The organism is Marinobacter sp. UBA3607, assembly GCF_002375525.1.
GTDB lineage: Bacteria > Pseudomonadota > Gammaproteobacteria > Pseudomonadales > Oleiphilaceae > Marinobacter > Marinobacter vinifirmus.
Genome location: NZ_DFLY01000030.1, coordinates 69,906 through 86,353 on the forward strand (window position 1 = coordinate 69,906; position 16,448 = coordinate 86,353).

The window sequence follows — 16,448 nt, forward strand, 5'->3', positions numbered from 1 at the left end:
TCAGCGTGCAGCCGTGGCCTCGATGCACACCTGGTCCCGGCCGCCGGACTTGGCGGCATACAGGGCTTCATCGGCCCGCTGCAACAGCCGGTCAATCGATTCCGATCCCCGAATGCTGGCAACGCCGGTACTGATGGTAACCCCCATGGTTTTGCCGCTTTCGGTCTGAACAGACTGCCTGGCTACTGCGGCCCGCATCCGTTCAGCGCTGGCACTGGCTTCGGCCAGAGCCGTTTCCGGTAACAGCACCAGGAATTCCTCCCCGCCCCAACGGGCAATGGTATCCATCTTGCGACAGCCGGATGCCAGCGTGCGCGCCACCAGGATAATCAGTTCGTCGCCCACCTGGTGGCCATGCTGGTCGTTCACGGTCTTGAACAGGTCAATGTCCATCAGTAATACCGAGAAAGGCCTCCCGTTGCGCAGGTAGCGCTGGTATTCGCCTTCGAGCTGGGTCAGGCCTTCGCGGCGGTTGGCCAGCCCGGTCAGGGCATCGTGCTTGGCCGCATATTCGAACTCCGCCGCCAGTTTCAGCAGCCCCAGCTTGCTGCGGCGCCGGCTCTGGTCGAGGATATAGCAAGTGATCATTTCGAACGCGAGCACGATCACCAGGGAAATCCGGAAACTGCTGCTGTAAGTGGCGCCAAACAGCCATTCGCCGGCGGGGCTGAACAGAAACAGTACGGCCAGCCAGCCGCCAGCACAGGCAAACACGCCCACCCGGGCTTCACTGATGTAAAAGATGATGGGCGGGTAGGCAAACAGCCAGATAATGGCAGAGCCATCTTCCACCGCGTGCACGGCAAGGTACGTGAACAGCACGGTGATCAGCGAAATGAAGCCCCGACGCTGCAGGGTTTTGTGGCGAAAGCCCAGAAACACCAGCAGGTTGAGTGACAGCAGGCCGGAGAATACCAGCAGAACGCTGGCGTTCAGGTTGTCGCCATGCTGGCTCGAGCGCCAGGCGAAGAAGGCCAGTATGGGAACCGCGGCCGCGCTCAGCCAGTTGATCAGGGCCGGTACAGGAATTTCGCCTTTAACCCGAAACTGAGACAGCTCGGAATCGGCAGCGGATTGGGGTGTCTGCGTCATGGCATTATTGTTGTATAAGATTTCAGGGCGGCCAGTTGTGGCCGGTCTGTATATAGTAGAGACACTTAAGCGCTGTGACTGTATCGAATCGTAACCTTCAGCGGGTACTGATTATTACTGGTTAAAGTTTGTGCACATTGGCCCCGGAAACGGAAATCCGGCGACGAATCGGTTAGCTTGTATCGGGGCAGGATCCGTATAATGCATGGAAGTATCGGAAAAGCAGCAAATTCCCAGACAAAGACAGGTCGTTCATGACAGAAAGGCGCTCCGGAAAATCCGTCTCACGCATCAAGACCGGTAGTTTTGAGCGTCGGCTGTCGCTGACCAAGGCCGGTCTCTTTGCCGGAACCCGCATGGCCTCCCACATGGCTACCAACTGGTTCAGCAGCAAAGACACCCGTGAGCAAAGGCACAAGGCCATGCTGTCCAGCCAGGCCCGGTTCCTGGTGGATGAGCTTGGCCGCCTGAAGGGCAGTGTGGTCAAGATCGGCCAGGTGATGGCGCTGTACGGCGAGCACTTTCTGCCGGAAGAAGTGACTGAAGCCCTGCATACCCTGGAAGACCAGACCACGTCCCTGGAGTGGCCTGCCATTGAACGGGTGCTGAAGGCGGAAATCGGTGCGGACCGGCTGGCAGAGCTGGAGGTAGACCCGGAACCCATAGGCGCTGCCTCGCTGGGGCAGGTGCACCGTGCCGTGCGCCGTAGCGATGGCCTGGAACTGGTGCTGAAGGTTCAGTACCCCGGCGTGGCCGATGCAGTAGACAGCGACCTCAACGCCGTGGCCCAGTTATTGAAAGTGGCCAGGCTGGTGAGCTTCGGCCCCGAATTCAATGACTGGCTCGAAGAAGTCCGGCAGATGATGCACCGGGAGGTGGACTACCGGCTGGAAGCCCGCACCACGGAAAAATTCCGCCAGATGCTGGCGGACGATCCCCGGTTTATCGTGCCTCGGGTTCTGCCGGAATATTCCACCGATCACATCATCGCCTCAACCTATGAACACGGCCATTCCGTAGGCTCCCAGGAAGTGCGGGAGCTGTCCCTGGAGCGCCGGAGCGCCCTGGGCAAGGCGGCCCTTGAGCTGTTTTTCCGGGAGCTGTTTGTCTGGGGCGAAATCCAGACCGATCCCAACTTCGGCAATTACCGCATTCGTATTGCCGGTGAAGCCGGGGAGGAGCCGGATTATGATCGCATTGTGCTGCTCGATTTCGGTGCGGTACAAAGCTATTCCCGGGAGTTTCTGGATCCGGTCATCCAGATGATCCGCGCGTCTTATGAAGACGACCTGGAGCAGGTGATCGAGGGCGGCGTGAAGCTGCGCTTTATGAGCTACGACTGGCCCCGGGAAGTGCTGGAAAAGTTCGGACAGGTTTGCATGTCGGTGCTGGAGCCCCTGGCCCGGGACCAGGGCCAGTGGCCGGACTATGCGGTGAACAGCCACGGCCAGTACCGCTGGAAACAGAGCGACCTGCCCTCCCGGGTGGCCCGGCAGGCAGCCCGCTCGGCCATCAGCCGTTACTTCCGGGTACCGCCCAAGGAGTTCGTGTTCCTGAACCGGAAGCTGATTGGCGTGTACACCTTTGTGGCAGTGATGCATTCCGAGTTTAATGGTGAGCCACTGTTGCGCCGTTACCTTTACGGTGAGGATCCGACCAACCCGGACGCTTCGAGTACCACCCAGATCACAAAGGCGTAGCGCAAGCCCTTGCCGATGGCTACCAGCACCACAAAGTTGAGCCAGGGCACCCGCATAATGCCGCCCACCAGTGTGAGCGCGTCACCCCCGATCGGCAGCCAACCGAGGAGCAAAGACCACTGCCCGTAGCGGTTGAACCGGTTGCGGGCCTTGTGCAGTTGCAGTTCGCTGACCGGAAACCAGCGTTTGTGTTTGAACCTGTCTACCTGCCGGCCAATGATGCCATTCACCACCGAGCCCAGGGTATTGCCGGCGGTGGCCCAGAACCAGATCCAGAACAGGGCGTAATCCTGGTTCACCAGGGTACCCACCAGGATCTCGGAGTAGGCTGGCAGCAGGGTAGCGGCCGCGAAGGCGGTCAGGAAAAGAGTCAGGTAGGCCATGGCGTCTCCATGGCTGAATCGTAAAGTACTATGGCTGTAATGGTAAGTGCCAATTTCCAATCCCCGGACGAGCTGTCATTATTTGCCCAACTTTCAGGTTTTGGTTTTCCTTTATTTCCCGAGGAGGTTTTATGGAGCAGGTTACCATCTACGGTCGCATGAGCTGCCCGTTCTGCGTAGCGGCAAAGAACTTGTGCGAGTCCCGGAACATGCCCTACGTGTGGGTCGACATGATCGAGAAAGGGCTGAGCAAGCAGGATGTTGCCGACAGGATTGGCCGCCCGGTGTATACCGTGCCGCAGATTCTGGTGGGTGACGAATACGTTGGCGGCTAAGACGATTTCTCCGCCTACGTGCGCAGGCAGCCCGCCTGACCCCATTTTCTGTCTTCCAGAAACACAAAGGCCCGGCTGTAAAAAGCCGGGCCTTTGTGTTTCTGGCGATAGCTGTTATAGGGTGAACTCTGTTTTCAGCTTTTTCTCGGCCAGTTGGTTTTTCAGCTTGGCCACCTTGGGCAGGCCATTCTCGAACGGCGGGAAGCTCTCGCCCTCGATCAGCGGCTGCAGGTAGTCACGGCACTCCTCGGTAATGCCGAAGCCGTCATCCGTAATGTAGTGGATGGGCATTTTCTTTTCCTGGTTAGCCACTTCGCTCAGGTTGGCCTGGCCAATGCTCCAGCGGTAAGGCTTGGCCTGGTCCCGCACGATGGTGGGCATCAGTGCCTGTTTGCCGTTCAGGGCCATTTCCACGGCAGCCTTGCCCACGGAGTAGGCCTGTTCTACGTCGGTAGCGGAGGCAATGTGCCGCGCTGCGCGCTGCAGGTAATCGGCAACGGCCCAGTGGTACTTGTGGCCCAGGGCCTGTTTCACCATATTGGCCAGGGCCGGTGCAACACCGCCCAGCTGGGTGTGGCCGAAGGCATCCTTGGCGCCAGCGTCGGCTACAAACCGGCCGTCTTCGTACTGGGCACCTTCCGAGGCAACCACCACGCAGTAGCCGTAATCTTTCACGCACTGGTCTACGCGCTCCAGGAACTTCTCCCGGTTGAACGGGATTTCCGGGAACAGGATGATGTGGGGCGGCTCGCCTTCACCCTGGCCGGCCAGTCCGCCGGAAGCGGCAATCCAGCCCGCGTGCCGGCCCATCACTTCCAGGATAAACACCTTGGTGGAGGTTTCGCACATAGACTTGATGTCCAGGCTGGCTTCCAGGGTAGAGGTGGCAATGTACTTGGCGACCGAGCCAAAACCGGGGCAGCAGTCGGTGAACGGCAGGTCGTTGTCGACGGTTTTGGGCACGCCGATGCAGGTAATCGGATAACCCATCTTGTCGGCCAGCTGGGACACCTTGTAGGCGGTATCCTGGGAATCGCCGCCACCGTTGTAGAAGAAGTAGCCGATGTCGTGGGCGCGGAAGACTTCGATCAGGCGTTCGTACTCGCGCTGGTTTTCCGACAGGTTCTTCAGCTTGTAGCGGCAGGAACCGAAAGCGCCGCCCGGGGTATGAATCAGCGCCTGGATGGCGTCATCTGACTCCAGGCTGGTATCAATCAGCTCTTCTTTCAGGGCGCCGATGATGCCGTTACGGCCGGCAAACACCTTGCCGATCTTGTCCGGGTGCTGGCGGGCGGTCTGAATAACGCCACAGGCACTGGCGTTAATAACGGCGGTTACCCCGCCAGACTGGGCATAAAACGCATTCTTGATAGCCATCTCGGGCTAAAGCCTCCTGCTGGTTCAATGATGGCGCAAATCATACGCGAATCAGGTGGAAGTTTCATGAGCATATACCGTGCCCTTGACCCCGCAGAAAGTATGGTAGAGGCTTGGCAGGTTTCAAACCGGAGGCCTTACCTTAATGCACATACACATACTGGGAATCTGCGGCACTTTCATGGGCAGCCTGGCGGTCATCGCCCGGGAACTGGGGCACACTGTGACCGGCTCCGACCAGGGGGTATACCCGCCCATGAGTACCCAGCTGGAGGCCCAGGGTATCTCGTTAATGGAAGGCTACCGGGTGGAGAACCTGGAGCCGAAGCCGGACCTGGTGCTGATTGGTAATGCCATGTCCCGGGGCAACCCGGAGGTAGAAGCCGTGCTGAACCGGCGCATCGATTACATGTCCGGCCCCGAGTGGCTGGCCCGGGAAGTTCTGCGCCATCGCTGGGTGATGGCGGTGGCCGGCACCCACGGCAAAACCACCACCACCGCCATGCTGCTGTGGATCCTGGACCAGGCCGGGTTTGATGCCGGCTACCTGGTGGGCGGCGTGCCCCAGGATTTCCCGGTGTCCGCGCGCCTGGGTAGCAGCGACTTCTTTGTCATCGAGGCCGATGAATACGACAGCGCGTTCTTCGACAAGCGCTCCAAGTTTATCCATTACCGCCCGAACACCCTGATCCTGAACAACCTCGAATACGACCACGCCGATATTTTCGAGAACGTGGAAGCCATCGAACGCCAGTTCCACCACCTGGTGCGCACTGTCCCGTCCCAGGGTCTGATCATTCGCCCGGCCCTGGACCAGCACCTCGATAATGCGTTGGAAATGGGCTGCTGGAGCCCGGTGCAGGATACCGCCATCGGCAGCGAGATCAGCCGTACCGCAGACTGGCGCGCGGAGCTGCTGGCAGAGGACGGCAGCCGCTTTATGGTCATCCACCACGAGCAGCCGGTGGCTACCCTGAAGTGGAAACTGACGGGTATGCACAACGTGCGTAATGCGCTGTCAGCCATTGCCGCTGCCCGCCATGTGGGTGTAACGCCGGACCATGCCGTGGCCGCCCTGTGCCGGTTCTCCGGTGTTAAGCGACGGATGGAGCTGGTGGGCGAGGTTGGTGGTGTGCGGGTGTATGACGACTTTGCCCATCACCCGACTGCCATTGCCCTGACGCTGGAGGGCTTGCGCAGCCAGGTGGGGGACGAGCCGATTATGGCCATTATCGAGCCCCGTTCCAACACCATGAAACAGGGCGTACACCAGCAGACCCTGATTCCCAGTGCCGCGGCAGCAGACCGCGTTCTCTGGGGTAACCTGAGCGAGATGAGCTGGCTGCCGGAACTGGTGAACGTCTGGCGTGCCGAGCACGGCGAGCTGGACCACCATGGCGTGGAAGAGTCGGTCGATGCCCTGATTTCCCGGGCCGTGGACCAGCTGCCGGAAACCTGCCACATTGTGATCATGAGTAACGGTGGCTTCGGTGGTATTCACCGCAAGCTGGTGGCGGAACTGGAGAAACGTCGTGGCTGAGAATTCCCCGGTAATTAACCTGGCATTTACCGGCGCGTCCGGGGCCCAATACGGACTGCGCCTGCTGCAGTGCCTGGTAGCCAACGGTTGCCGGGTGAACGTGATGATCAGCAAGGCGGCCCAGGTGGTGATGGCCACTGAAACCGATTTCCGCCTGCCCGGCTCCACACCCGCCATGGCGGAGGCTTTGTCGGCCTATGCCGGTGCCGAAGATGGCCAGGTGCAGGTGTTCGGCCGGGAAGAATGGTTCTCGCCCCCGGCCTCCGGCTCCGGCGAGAAAGCTCCACTGGTGGTTTGTCCCTGCAGCACCGGCACCCTGTCGGCCCTGGCGACCGGTGCCAGCAACAACCTGATCGAGCGGGCCGGGGATGTTGCCCTGAAAGAGCGCCGCAAACTGATCCTGGTGTTGCGGGAAACTCCCTATTCCGAAGTGCACCTGGAGAACATGCTCAAGCTCACCCGCATGGGGGCGGTGATCATGCCGGCCAGCCCGGGCTTCTATCACAACCCTCAATCCCTGGATGACCTGGTGGACTTCATGGTGGCCCGGATTCTTGACCACCTGGACCTGCCGCAAACCCTGGTCCCGCGCTGGGGTGCAAAGAAAACAGATTGACCCTTCCCGGGACGTTGGTTTTGGCCAAAGCGATTGATGGTTTTCACCATTGAGCCAAAACCCGCCCCGCCACAGACTTGCTGAACACAACGATAAACCAACCCGTTCACCGAGGTTCAGCATGATTCCACGTACTCTGTTCGACGCCGATCTTGAAGGCTTTCGCGATTCCGTTCGCAAGTTCCTGGAACAGGAAGCCGCGCCTTATCACGAGCAATGGGAAAAGGATGGCCAGGTCAGCCGCGAGCTCTGGCGAAAGGCGGGCGAGCTGGGCTTCCTGTGCCCGATGCTGCCGGAGGAGTACGGCGGCGTGGGGGCCGATTTCCGCTACTCGGCGGTGATTATGGAAGAGATCTCCCGGGCCGGTCTGTCCGGCATTGGCTGGGGACTGCACTCCGATATTGTGGCGCCGTACATCCTGAACTACGGCTCGGAAGAGCAGAAGCAGAAGTACCTGCCGAAAATGGCCTCCGGTGAAATGATTACCGCCATCGCCATGACCGAGCCGGGCGCCGGTTCTGACCTGCAGGGCGTAAAGACCACCGCCATTCGCCAGGGCGACCACTACAATCTCAATGGCTCCAAAACGTTTATTACCAACGGTCAGCTGGCAGACCTGGTGATCGTTGTGGCCAAGACCGATCCCAAGGAAGGCGCCAAGGGCACCAGCCTGTTGCTGGTGGAAACCGCCTGGGAAGGCTTCGAGAAAGGCCAGAACCTGAACAAGGTGGGCATGAAGGCCCAGGACACCTCCGAGCTGTTCTTCCAGGATGTAAAAGTGCCGGCCGATAATCTGTTGGGCAGCATGGAAGGGCAGGGCTTCTTCCAGCTGATGCAGGAGTTGCCGGCGGAGCGCCTGCAAGTGGCTCTGACTGCCGTAGCCGCTGCCGAAGCAGCCTGGCAGTGGACCCTGGACTACGTGAAAGAGCGCAAAGCCTTCGGTAAACCGGTTATCGCGTTCCAGAACACCCGTTTCAAGCTGGCGGAGCTGAAAGCCGAAATCACGGCCGCCCGGGTGTTTACCGACCGCTGCCTTGAGCTGCACCTGGACAAGAAGCTGGATATCCCCACTGCAGCCATGCTCAAGCAACACACCACAGACCTGCAGTGCAAGGTGATGGATGAATGTGTGCAGCTGCACGGCGGCTACGGCTATATGTGGGAATACCCCATTGCCAGGGCCTGGGCCGATTCGCGGGTGCAGCGCATCTATGCCGGCACCAACGAAATCATGAAAGAAATCGTGGCTCGTTCATTCTGAGGGTTTTGACCCGACTGGCCCCGACACCGTGCGGGGCCAGTGCTTTACCAAACTTTACAATTTGCCAAGCCTGTCAAGGTCTCCCGGCAGGACATCCCCTAAAGTAGCGGCACAACCTCTAACAAGGATAACCGGTTGCCGCGATGAAACGCCTGACTGCTCTCTCCGTTCCCCTGCTTACCCTTGCCATCGCCGGTTGTGGCGAAGAATCCGACCAGCTGCCCGTGGATGGCCGCGAATTCGATGGCGTGAATTACAGCGAACCGGCGCCTTATCAGGGGCGGGTGATTGACGGCTATCTGAGGAATGCCCGGGTGTGGCTGGATGTGAACGGTGATGGAAAGTACACCGCCGAGTCGTTCACCGTAGAGCTGGATAATGGCAATTCTGCGGTTATCGAAGGCGGCGAACCCATGGCCATGAGCGGTCAGGATGGTGCGTTCAGCCTGGACCTTGCCGCTTTGCAGTTGTCACCCCAGGAAGGCCGACCGCTTGATCCACGGGACTACCCGCTGTTCGCAGCCGCTATTCCCGGAACCACGGTTGAGCAGACCGAAGTGGGGGATCAGGCCATAGCCGTGGGCTATGTTTTGTCGGCTAATCCCGGTGTCCGCAATGTAACGCCGCTGACCACCCTGGCCCGTTACCAGACGGCATTGGAATTGATGCCCGGGGGCGATCTGGGTGAGAGCCTGGCTGGCATCAACGTGACTGCGGATTACATCCGTGGGCAGGATGACCGGGCCCATGCCTATGCCCGGGCACTGGTGAAGTTTATGACGCAGCAGGTGGCAAGCAGCATGCCCGAAAGGGCGGGCGCAGAGCTTAGCCTTAGCCCGGAAGAGGCCCGGCTTCTGGGCACTTCCCTGTTGCGGCACGCTCCGGCCGTAATTACGGCCGTAGATCAGGCGGCTGGCGATGACTACTCCAGCGTGGCGATCGATACTCTGGAACTGCCGGATGTCACCGTCAGTATCACCGATCCGCTGGTGCTAACGGGTCAGCAGATCTTTGCCCGCGCGGAAAGTGGTGAGCTGCCGGTGGCACCGGATAACCTGGTTGCCTCATCCGGGCTTGAGTTTGAGTACGGTGAAGACGGGCGGCTGGCTAAAATTGCGGCGAATGGCTGCCTGGCGCTGTCGATGCGGGAACTGGCCCGGCTGATTGTTGCTGGTGGTTATATGGGCGGGCTTTCTACCCAGTGGCTGCCTTCGGTATCCCTCGCGCCAGCGGGTTGGGATGCGTTCAATCCTGAAAATGATCCCGACCAGGTAGTGGATGAAACTCTGACCTTTGACTGGGGTACCCAGACAATCGAATTCCAGACGTCGACACTTTGCCATGCAGCCAGGGGCATCGAACCGGCGTCCACCGAGCTCGGAGCCGGAGCGGAGGTTAGCTATAGCTGGAGTGAGCAGGACGGTGCAATTTCGGAGCTTGTTGCGACAGTCGGTGGCGTTGGTGCGATCGCGGGGGTTGTCTACCGGCTAGCTCCGGGTTCAGGGGAGTTGGTGGCCGATTACACTATTACCAAAGATGGCCAGCCACTCGAGTCTGTTGAACGGCAGGGCGAACCCGGCACCTGTGAGCCGGTTGACGAAGAAACCGCACAGGAAAACTTTGTAGTTACCGAAACCCTTAGCTATCTATTTACCGGCTATGAGCCACAGCCGACAACCTTTACCGACCTGGCGTTCGAATACGATACCCGGACGTTTTCGGCCGACGGTGTTGAGGTAGAGGTCAATCGCCTCCTGCGCTACGCCTTCCTGGATCCGGCGCTGGCCGGTTCGGGCAATGTCGCGGCAGACGCCGGGTTCCAGTGGTTACTGCACTACGACGCCACGCCGGATGTAAATGCTCCGAACCTGATTCGGGAGGCTTATCTGTCTGATTATTCTGTGCGGAGTTGCGGAACCGGGAGGCCCGCGCCAGCCAGGGCCTACGCGAAGGTTGAGTACAGTTACATGAAGTTATCCGAGTATTTACTGGAAGCAATCCAATAAGAGTCAGGTGGATGCCGGGTGACGCTGTGCGCCCGGCAGTCCAGGCAGGATGATTGGAGGCGAAGGTACAAGGTAAACAAACGCAGAAAGACCGACAGCAGGCCGTTTGGCTTGGTCAGTGGCGTATCGCGCTTTTAAGGCTTTCTAAGGAATCTTGCCATTTCCTGAGGGAGGAAATGGTGCCGAGGAGAGGACTTGAACCTCCACGGGGTTGCCCCCACTAGCACCTGAAGCTAGCGTGTCTACCAATTTCACCACCTCGGCAGGTGATTTGCAGATTCGCTGTTAGTCTATTGAAAACTTAGCGTTTCTGCCAGCCCGGTGAGGTGTTCCCCTCAACCGATGGCGCGTACTTTAATGATTCCGTTCGGGGCTGTCAAACATTTTTTCAAAAAAAGTTTTCGCCGTATTTGTGCCTATTAATTGTCCCCTGGTTAGGCAGGTTCGACATACCAACGTTATACTGCAGGAATAATGAATTCCGCCGCAGTATCGCGGCCAGATAGCAAGGATCCGAATGGTTTCCAGGAAGAAAGAACACAAAGACCCTCACGCCAGTCGCGAGGCTCAGAAATACGAAAACCCCATCCAGAGCCGGGAGTTTATTCTCCAGCACCTGAAAGAGCGGGGGGCACCGGCCACCCATGAGACTCTGTGCCAGGAGCTTGGGCAAACTTCCGAGGAAAGTATAGAAGCCCTTCGCCGCCGGCTGATTGCCATGTGCCGCGACGGGCAGCTGATTTGTAACCGCCGGGATGCGTTCCTGCCTATAGAAGAAGCAGACCTGGTAACCGGCCGGGTAGTCGGGCATCGGGACGGCTTCGGTTTCCTGATTCCTGATGATGGCGGTTCCGACCTGTTTCTCACCGCGCGCCAGATGCGCCAGGTGTTCCACGGTGACCGTGTAGCTGCGCGGGTTGACCAGGTGGATGACCGTGGTCGCCGGGAAGGCAAGATTGTTGAAGTGCTCGAGCACCGTACCCAGCAGATCGTTGGCCGCTTCTTCAAGGAAAGCGGTATTACCTTCGTGGTGCCCGAGAATGCCCGCATCAACCAGGAAATCCTGGTTCCGGACGAGCACGCAGGCAAGGCGGTGCATGGCCAGTATGTAGTCGTACAGATTCTGCGTCAGCCGACAATCCGTACCCAGCCGACAGGGCAGGTTGTCGAAATCCTGGGTGAGCACATGGCGCCCGGGATGGAAATTGATGTGGCCATCCGTTCCTACGAGATTCCCCACAGCTGGCCGTCCGCAGTGGGTGAGCAGGCAGCAGCGATTCCTGCCGAAGTGGCAGAGAAGGATAAGGCCAACCGGGTTGATATCCGCAATATGCGGCTGGTGACCATCGACGACGAAAGCGCCCGGGACTTCGATGACGCCATCTATTGCGAGCCGCGCCCCCGTGGCGGCTACCGCCTGGTAGTGGCGATTGCTGACGTATCCCACTATGTGCGTCCGGGCTCCCCGCTCGACGAAGAAGCCATTCAGCGTGGCAACTCGGTGTACTTCCCGGATCATGTCGTGCCCATGCTGCCGGAGAAGCTCTCCAATGGCCTGTGCTCCCTGAATCCGGGCGTGGATCGCCTGTGTATGGTGGCGGACATGACCATCAGTGCCGCTGGTAATATCAGTGGTTACACCTTCTACCAGGCGGTGATGCGCAGCCATGCCCGGCTGACCTACAACAAGGTCAGTGCCATGCTGGAGCATCCGGATACCGAGCAGGGCTACAAGCTCAGCAGCCATTACGCTGATTTGTTGCCGCACCTGCATAACCTGTATGAACTGTACAAGCTGCTGCGCCGTGCCCGCACCGAGCGGGGCGCCATCGATTTCGAAACCACCGAAACCAAGATTGTGTTCGATCCCGAGCGCAAGATTGAGGAAATCGTTCCGGTGCACAGGAACGATGCCCACAAGATTGTGGAAGAGTGCATGCTGTGCGCCAACGTGGCGACGGCGCGGTTCCTGAAAAAACACAAGATGCCGGCGCTTTACCGGGTACACGATGGCCCGTCGGAAGAGCGTCTGGGCAACCTGCGCCTGTTCCTGGGCGAGCTGGGTTTGCAGCTGGGTGGTGGTGACAAGCCCACCTCCGGTGATTACCAGCAGTTGCTGGAGCAGGTGGCGGATCGCCCGGATGCCAACGTCATCCAGATGGTGATGCTGCGTTCCCTGAGCCAGGCGGTCTATAGCCCGGAAGAAGCGGGCCACTTCGGCCTGGGCTTCCCCAGCTATACCCACTTTACGTCGCCGATTCGCCGCTACCCGGATTTGATTGTGCATCGGGCTATCAAGTCCCGCATCCATAATCCGGAAGTGACCAAGGATGTGGTCTCACCCAAGGTGGCGGATCCGCAGCTGGCAGAGTACCCCTACGACCTCGCCAAAATGGAACAGCTCGGTGAGCATTGTTCCATGACCGAGCGCCGGGCTGATGATGCCACCCGGGATGTGATGGCGTGGCTGAAGTGCGAATTCCTGCGTGACCACGTGGGCGAGGAGTACAACGGTGTGATTGCCGCCGTGGTGCCTTTCGGTTTCTTTGTGGAACTGTCTGATATCTACATCGAAGGCCTGGTGCACGTTTCCACCCTCAGTGGTGACTACTTCCACCACGATGCCGCCAAGCATCGCCTGATCGGCGAGCGCACGGCAGTCAGCTTCCGCCTGGGTGATGAGGTGCGTGTGAAGGTGGTGCGGGTCGACCTGGAAGATCGCAAGATTGACCTGGAGCTGGTCAGCACCCCGAAGAAGCGCACGGCAGACCGCGATGCCCTGGATATGTCCAAGCGTGAGTCCCGTGGTCGGGGCGATCGTGCAGGCAAGGGTGGTAAAGGCGGTAAGCGTACCGGCAAGCCGGCCAGTGCCAAGGAAAAGCTGGCGGCTGAAGCGGCCAGGGACGCAGCGCGCAAAGGTGGCAAGGGCAAATCTCCGGCGGCAGGCAAGAAGCGCAAGCCCCGAAAGTAACCAGTTACACAGGAATTGATCGTTAGTGTCTCAGGAATATGTATTTGGCTGGCACGCCGTGGATGCGGTGCTGAAGCGGGAGCCGGAGCGGCTTCAGCAGGTCTGGATCCAGACCGGGCGGCAGGATAAGCGGGTAAAGTCGGTGACCGATGCCCTGGATGGCCTGGGTGTGCGTTGGAAGGTGGTGCACCGCCGGGAGCTGGATGAACGCGTGTCCGGCGTCCATCAGGGTATTGTGGCGGCCGTGGCGGAAAGCCGTGAATGGACGGAAGACGACCTGCTGGCCCAACTGTCCAATAGCGACAAGCCGCCATTTTTGCTGGTCCTTGATGGCGTAACCGACCCGCACAATCTCGGTGCCTGCATGCGCACCGCAGATGCGGTCGGAGTGCAGGCCGTTATTGTGCCCAAGGACAAGTCCGCGTCGCTCACACCGGTGGCCCGTAAAGTGGCCTGTGGTGCGGCAGAAACCGTCCCCTTTGTACGGGTCACCAACCTGGCCCGCTTTCTGCGGGAGCTGAAGGATCTGGGGGTGTGGCTGATCGGCACCGCCGGTGAGGCCGATGCCGGCCTTTACCAGGCTGATTTCAAGGGGCCGGTAGCGCTGGTTATGGGGGCCGAAGGCAAGGGCATGCGCCGGCTGACCCGGGAACACTGCGACCAGCTCATCAACATCCCCATGCAGGGCCATGTCGACAGCCTGAACGTGTCGGTGGCCACCGGCGTTTGTCTGTACGAGGCCTTGCGCCAGCGACTCGGTTAATCCTTGCACTGCAGGCCCCTTGGGCCTAGAATACGTGACCCCTTTTTTAAGGGGCGGTTTTGTATTGCCTGTATTCCGGGCTGCAAAACGCCGCTTTTGATCTGGCCTTACCCGTAAGTGCCTAGTTGATAAAGCAAAAAAGAAGCCGGCAGCCTTGCTGTCACCTCCTTGCTTTCATGCTGGGTCGCGGTCCGGAAGGATCGCCGAAAGAAGAAAGCTGTTTAACCCGTAGGGAGAACTCATGCGTCACTACGAAATCGTTTTCATGGTACATCCGGATCAGAGCGAGCAGGTGCCCGCGATGATCGAGCGTTATACCAGCGTCATCACTGAAGATGGCGGTAAGGTACATCGCCTGGAAGATTGGGGCCGTCGTCACCTGGCATACCCGATCAACAAGATTCACAAGGCTCACTACGTACTGATGAACGCCGAATGTTCACAGGCCGCTATGGACGAGCTGACTCATAACTTCCGGTTCAACGATGCCATCATCCGTGACCTGATTCTGCGTCGCGACGAGGCTGTTACCGACATGTCTCCGATGAAAGCCGCTGAGTCCCGCGAGGACCGTCGTTCCGGCGGAGACGATCGTCCGCGTCGTTCAGCTGATTCTGACGACCGTCAGAGCAGCGCATCCCAGGACGAAGAAGAGTAATTAACCGGAGTTAGGAGTTACGTTATGGCTCGTTTTTTCAGACGTCGTAAGTTCTGTCGTTTCACGGCAGAAGGTGTTAAAGAGATCGATTACAAAGATCTGGACACCCTGAAAGGCTACATCACTGAAACCGGCAAAATCGTGCCCAGCCGCATCACCGGCACCAAAGCACGTTATCAGCGTCAGCTGGCTACCGCTATCAAGCGTGCCCGCTACCTGGCACTGCTGCCGTATACGGACAGCCACGATCACTAAGCACAGATAGACAGGACCCGGGACCATGCGTGCACTGGCACAGTATGTAATGCGCGGTCCCATGCAGGCCGGCGGGGTTGCGGCAGTTGCGACTGCATTACCCTTGCTGTTCTGGATTGGCGCAGCAGTTATCGGCCTGGTCATTTTGCGACTGGGCATCCGGCAGGGGCTGAACATCGGTCTCTGGGCAGTACTACCCGCACTGGGTTGGGCCACCTTCGGGCAGGATCCGACCGCGCTGGTGGTGCTGTTGCAGGTGATGCTGATGGCGTCGATTCTCAGAACATCGCTGTCCTGGGAGAGAGCGCTGCTGTCGGGCGCCTTTCTGATGATACTGACAGGGCTGATGATGCCCTTGATGTATCCGGCACTGCTGGACGAACTGGTCCAGGCCGGTGTCGGGTTTTACGAGCAATACAACGCCGAGGTGGCGCGGTCACTGGGCAGCGAACTTGAGCTGATCATCCGCAACACCATGAACGCCAGTATGGCGGGCACCTATTTCGCCACGGCCATTGGTATGACAATGCTGGCGAGGGCATGGCAGGCGGGGCTGTATAACCCCGGAGGTTTCCGCAAGGAATTCCATGCCCTGAGGTTGTCGCCGGCCATTGCGGTTGTGTGCGCTGTCACCATGGTGATAGGCCCGCTGCTGGGGCTCAATTCCATGCTGCTGGCATGGGCTGCGGGAACACCGCTGTTCATCGCTTCGCTGGCACTGGTGCACGGGTTTGTTGGTCGTAAACAGTGGGGCGGGCAGGCATTGGTAGCATTCTACGTGCTACTGGTTCTGCTGGGTCCGAGTCTGATGATGCTTTTGTTGGTTCTGGCTTTTGTGGATAGCTGGCTGGATATCCGGGGGCGAATAAAACCCGCCGGGCCGGCTGAATAAAGCACGAAGAGGTTAACGAGATGGAAGTTATTCTGCTCGAGAAAGTAGCAAACCTTGGCTCCCTGGGTGACAAGGTAAAGGTTAAGGCCGGTTACGGTCGTAATTTCCTGCTGCCGTATGGCAAGGCTGTTCCTGCCACGGCTGCAAACGTACAGGCGTTCGAAGAGCGTCGTGCCGAGCTGGAAAAAGCTGCCGCTGAGAAGCTGGCTGCTGCCCAGGCCCGTGCCGAGGCCCTGGAAGGTGCGTCCTTCACCATCAGCTCCAAGGCTGGTGAAGAAGGCAAGCTGTTCGGTTCTATCGGTGTTCGTGACATCGCAGAAGCTGTTTCTGCCGGTGGCACTGAAGTCGAGAAGAGCGAAGTTCGTCTGCCGGAAGGTCCGCTCCGGACTGTCGGCGAGTTCGACATCGAACTGCAGCTGCACACTGATGTTGAAGTTACTATCAAGCTGGCGGTTGTTGCCGAGTAATCGGTAGCCGCTACAGGTAGCTTCAAAGGAGCTGAAACCCCGGGTTTCAGTTTCCCCAGACGGGCCCGAACCGGAGACGGTTTCGGGCCCGTTGCTTTCTGGTATTCTTGTACTCCCGTATTCCCATTTCAA

General features: G+C 59.2%; 15 protein-coding genes and 1 tRNA gene. 12 read left to right on the plus strand and 4 right to left on the minus strand.

Translation table 11 applies throughout. The features are described from left to right. Nucleotides 1–1,092 (minus strand): GGDEF domain-containing protein, encoded by a 1,092-nt coding sequence (locus tag B2589_RS11255; protein ID WP_286816631.1) that lies wholly within the window; start codon nt 1,090–1,092, stop codon nt 1–3. A 254-nt stretch (nt 1,093–1,346) separates the two neighbouring features. Here B2589_RS11255 and B2589_RS11260 point away from each other — a divergent pair, with 254 nt between their 5' ends. Further along, the gene (locus B2589_RS11260; RefSeq protein WP_094624603.1) at nt 1,347–2,792 is read left to right on the plus strand and encodes an ABC1 kinase family protein; all 1,446 of its coding nucleotides are present in this window, start codon (nt 1,347–1,349) and stop codon (nt 2,790–2,792) included. On the opposite strand, the gene B2589_RS11265 is transcribed toward B2589_RS11260, so the two are convergent. Continuing rightward, complete coding sequence (locus B2589_RS11265; protein WP_058340378.1) at nt 2,732–3,175, minus strand: YqaA family protein; 444 nt, start codon at nt 3,173–3,175, stop codon at nt 2,732–2,734. The two genes, B2589_RS11260 and B2589_RS11265, sit on opposite strands and share 61 nt — an antisense overlap. 131 nt (nt 3,176–3,306) lie before the next feature. On the opposite strand from B2589_RS11265, the gene B2589_RS11270 reads away from it, so the two are divergent. Next, nucleotides 3,307–3,510 carry a glutaredoxin domain-containing protein gene (locus B2589_RS11270; RefSeq protein WP_286816632.1) on the plus strand — a complete coding sequence of 68 codons (204 nt, stop codon included), beginning with the start codon at nt 3,307–3,309 and terminating at the stop codon, nt 3,508–3,510. A 114-nt stretch (nt 3,511–3,624) separates the two neighbouring features. Here B2589_RS11270 and B2589_RS11275 read toward each other — a convergent pair whose 3' ends face one another. Next, the gene (locus B2589_RS11275; RefSeq protein ID WP_022990265.1) at nt 3,625–4,887 is read right to left on the minus strand and encodes a 6-phosphofructokinase; all 1,263 of its coding nucleotides are present in this window, start codon (nt 4,885–4,887) and stop codon (nt 3,625–3,627) included. A 145-nt stretch (nt 4,888–5,032) separates the two neighbouring features. Between B2589_RS11275 and mpl the strand changes: the two genes are divergently transcribed. The 4 genes from mpl (at nt 5,033) to B2589_RS11295 (ending at nt 10,310) form a co-directional block, all read left to right on the plus strand. Continuing rightward, complete coding sequence (gene mpl / locus B2589_RS11280) at nt 5,033–6,427, plus strand: UDP-N-acetylmuramate:L-alanyl-gamma-D-glutamyl-meso-diaminopimelate ligase (protein ID WP_286816633.1); 1,395 nt, start codon at nt 5,033–5,035, stop codon at nt 6,425–6,427. After that, complete coding sequence (locus tag B2589_RS11285) at nt 6,420–7,043, plus strand: flavin prenyltransferase UbiX (RefSeq protein WP_286816634.1); 624 nt, start codon at nt 6,420–6,422, stop codon at nt 7,041–7,043. The genes mpl and B2589_RS11285 overlap by 8 nt, the downstream gene beginning before the upstream one ends. Nucleotides 7,044–7,164: 121 nt before the next feature. Beyond that, on the plus strand, nt 7,165–8,304 hold the full coding sequence (locus B2589_RS11290; protein WP_022990262.1) for an acyl-CoA dehydrogenase family protein: 1,140 nt from the start codon (nt 7,165–7,167) through the stop codon (nt 8,302–8,304). A 143-nt stretch (nt 8,305–8,447) separates the two neighbouring features. Continuing rightward, nucleotides 8,448–10,310: a hypothetical protein gene (locus B2589_RS11295; protein WP_286816635.1), complete on the plus strand. Its 1,863-nt coding sequence runs from the start codon at nt 8,448–8,450 to the stop codon at nt 10,308–10,310. A 177-nt stretch (nt 10,311–10,487) separates the two neighbouring features. On the opposite strand, the gene B2589_RS11300 is transcribed toward B2589_RS11295, so the two are convergent. Then, a tRNA-Leu gene (locus B2589_RS11300) sits at nt 10,488–10,574 on the minus strand. A 253-nt stretch (nt 10,575–10,827) separates the two neighbouring features. Between B2589_RS11300 and rnr the strand changes: the two genes are divergently transcribed. The 6 genes from rnr (at nt 10,828) to rplI (ending at nt 16,316) form a co-directional block, all read left to right on the plus strand. Next, entirely contained in the window at nt 10,828–13,281 is a 2,454-nt protein-coding gene (gene rnr, locus B2589_RS11305) for a ribonuclease R (protein WP_286816636.1), read from the plus strand. 25 nt (nt 13,282–13,306) lie between these two features. Further along, a complete protein-coding gene (gene rlmB, locus B2589_RS11310) occupies nt 13,307–14,044 on the plus strand; it encodes a 23S rRNA (guanosine(2251)-2'-O)-methyltransferase RlmB (RefSeq protein ID WP_094624611.1) in 738 nt (245 codons plus the stop codon). 241 nt (nt 14,045–14,285) lie between these two features. Further along, nucleotides 14,286–14,702 (plus strand): 30S ribosomal protein S6, encoded by a 417-nt coding sequence (rpsF, locus tag B2589_RS11315; RefSeq protein ID WP_058340370.1) that lies wholly within the window; start codon nt 14,286–14,288, stop codon nt 14,700–14,702. Between the two features lie 24 nt (nt 14,703–14,726). Further along, a complete protein-coding gene (gene rpsR / locus B2589_RS11320; protein ID WP_008937282.1) occupies nt 14,727–14,957 on the plus strand; it encodes a 30S ribosomal protein S18 in 231 nt (76 codons plus the stop codon). Nucleotides 14,958–14,982: 25 nt separating this feature from the next. After that, nucleotides 14,983–15,849, plus strand: coding sequence for a hypothetical protein (locus tag B2589_RS11325; protein WP_022987836.1), 867 nt, complete (start codon nt 14,983–14,985; stop codon nt 15,847–15,849). A 20-nt stretch (nt 15,850–15,869) separates the two neighbouring features. Beyond that, nucleotides 15,870–16,316 (plus strand): 50S ribosomal protein L9, encoded by a 447-nt coding sequence (gene rplI, locus B2589_RS11330; protein WP_022987835.1) that lies wholly within the window; start codon nt 15,870–15,872, stop codon nt 16,314–16,316. Nucleotides 16,317–16,448 lie beyond the last annotated feature (132 nt).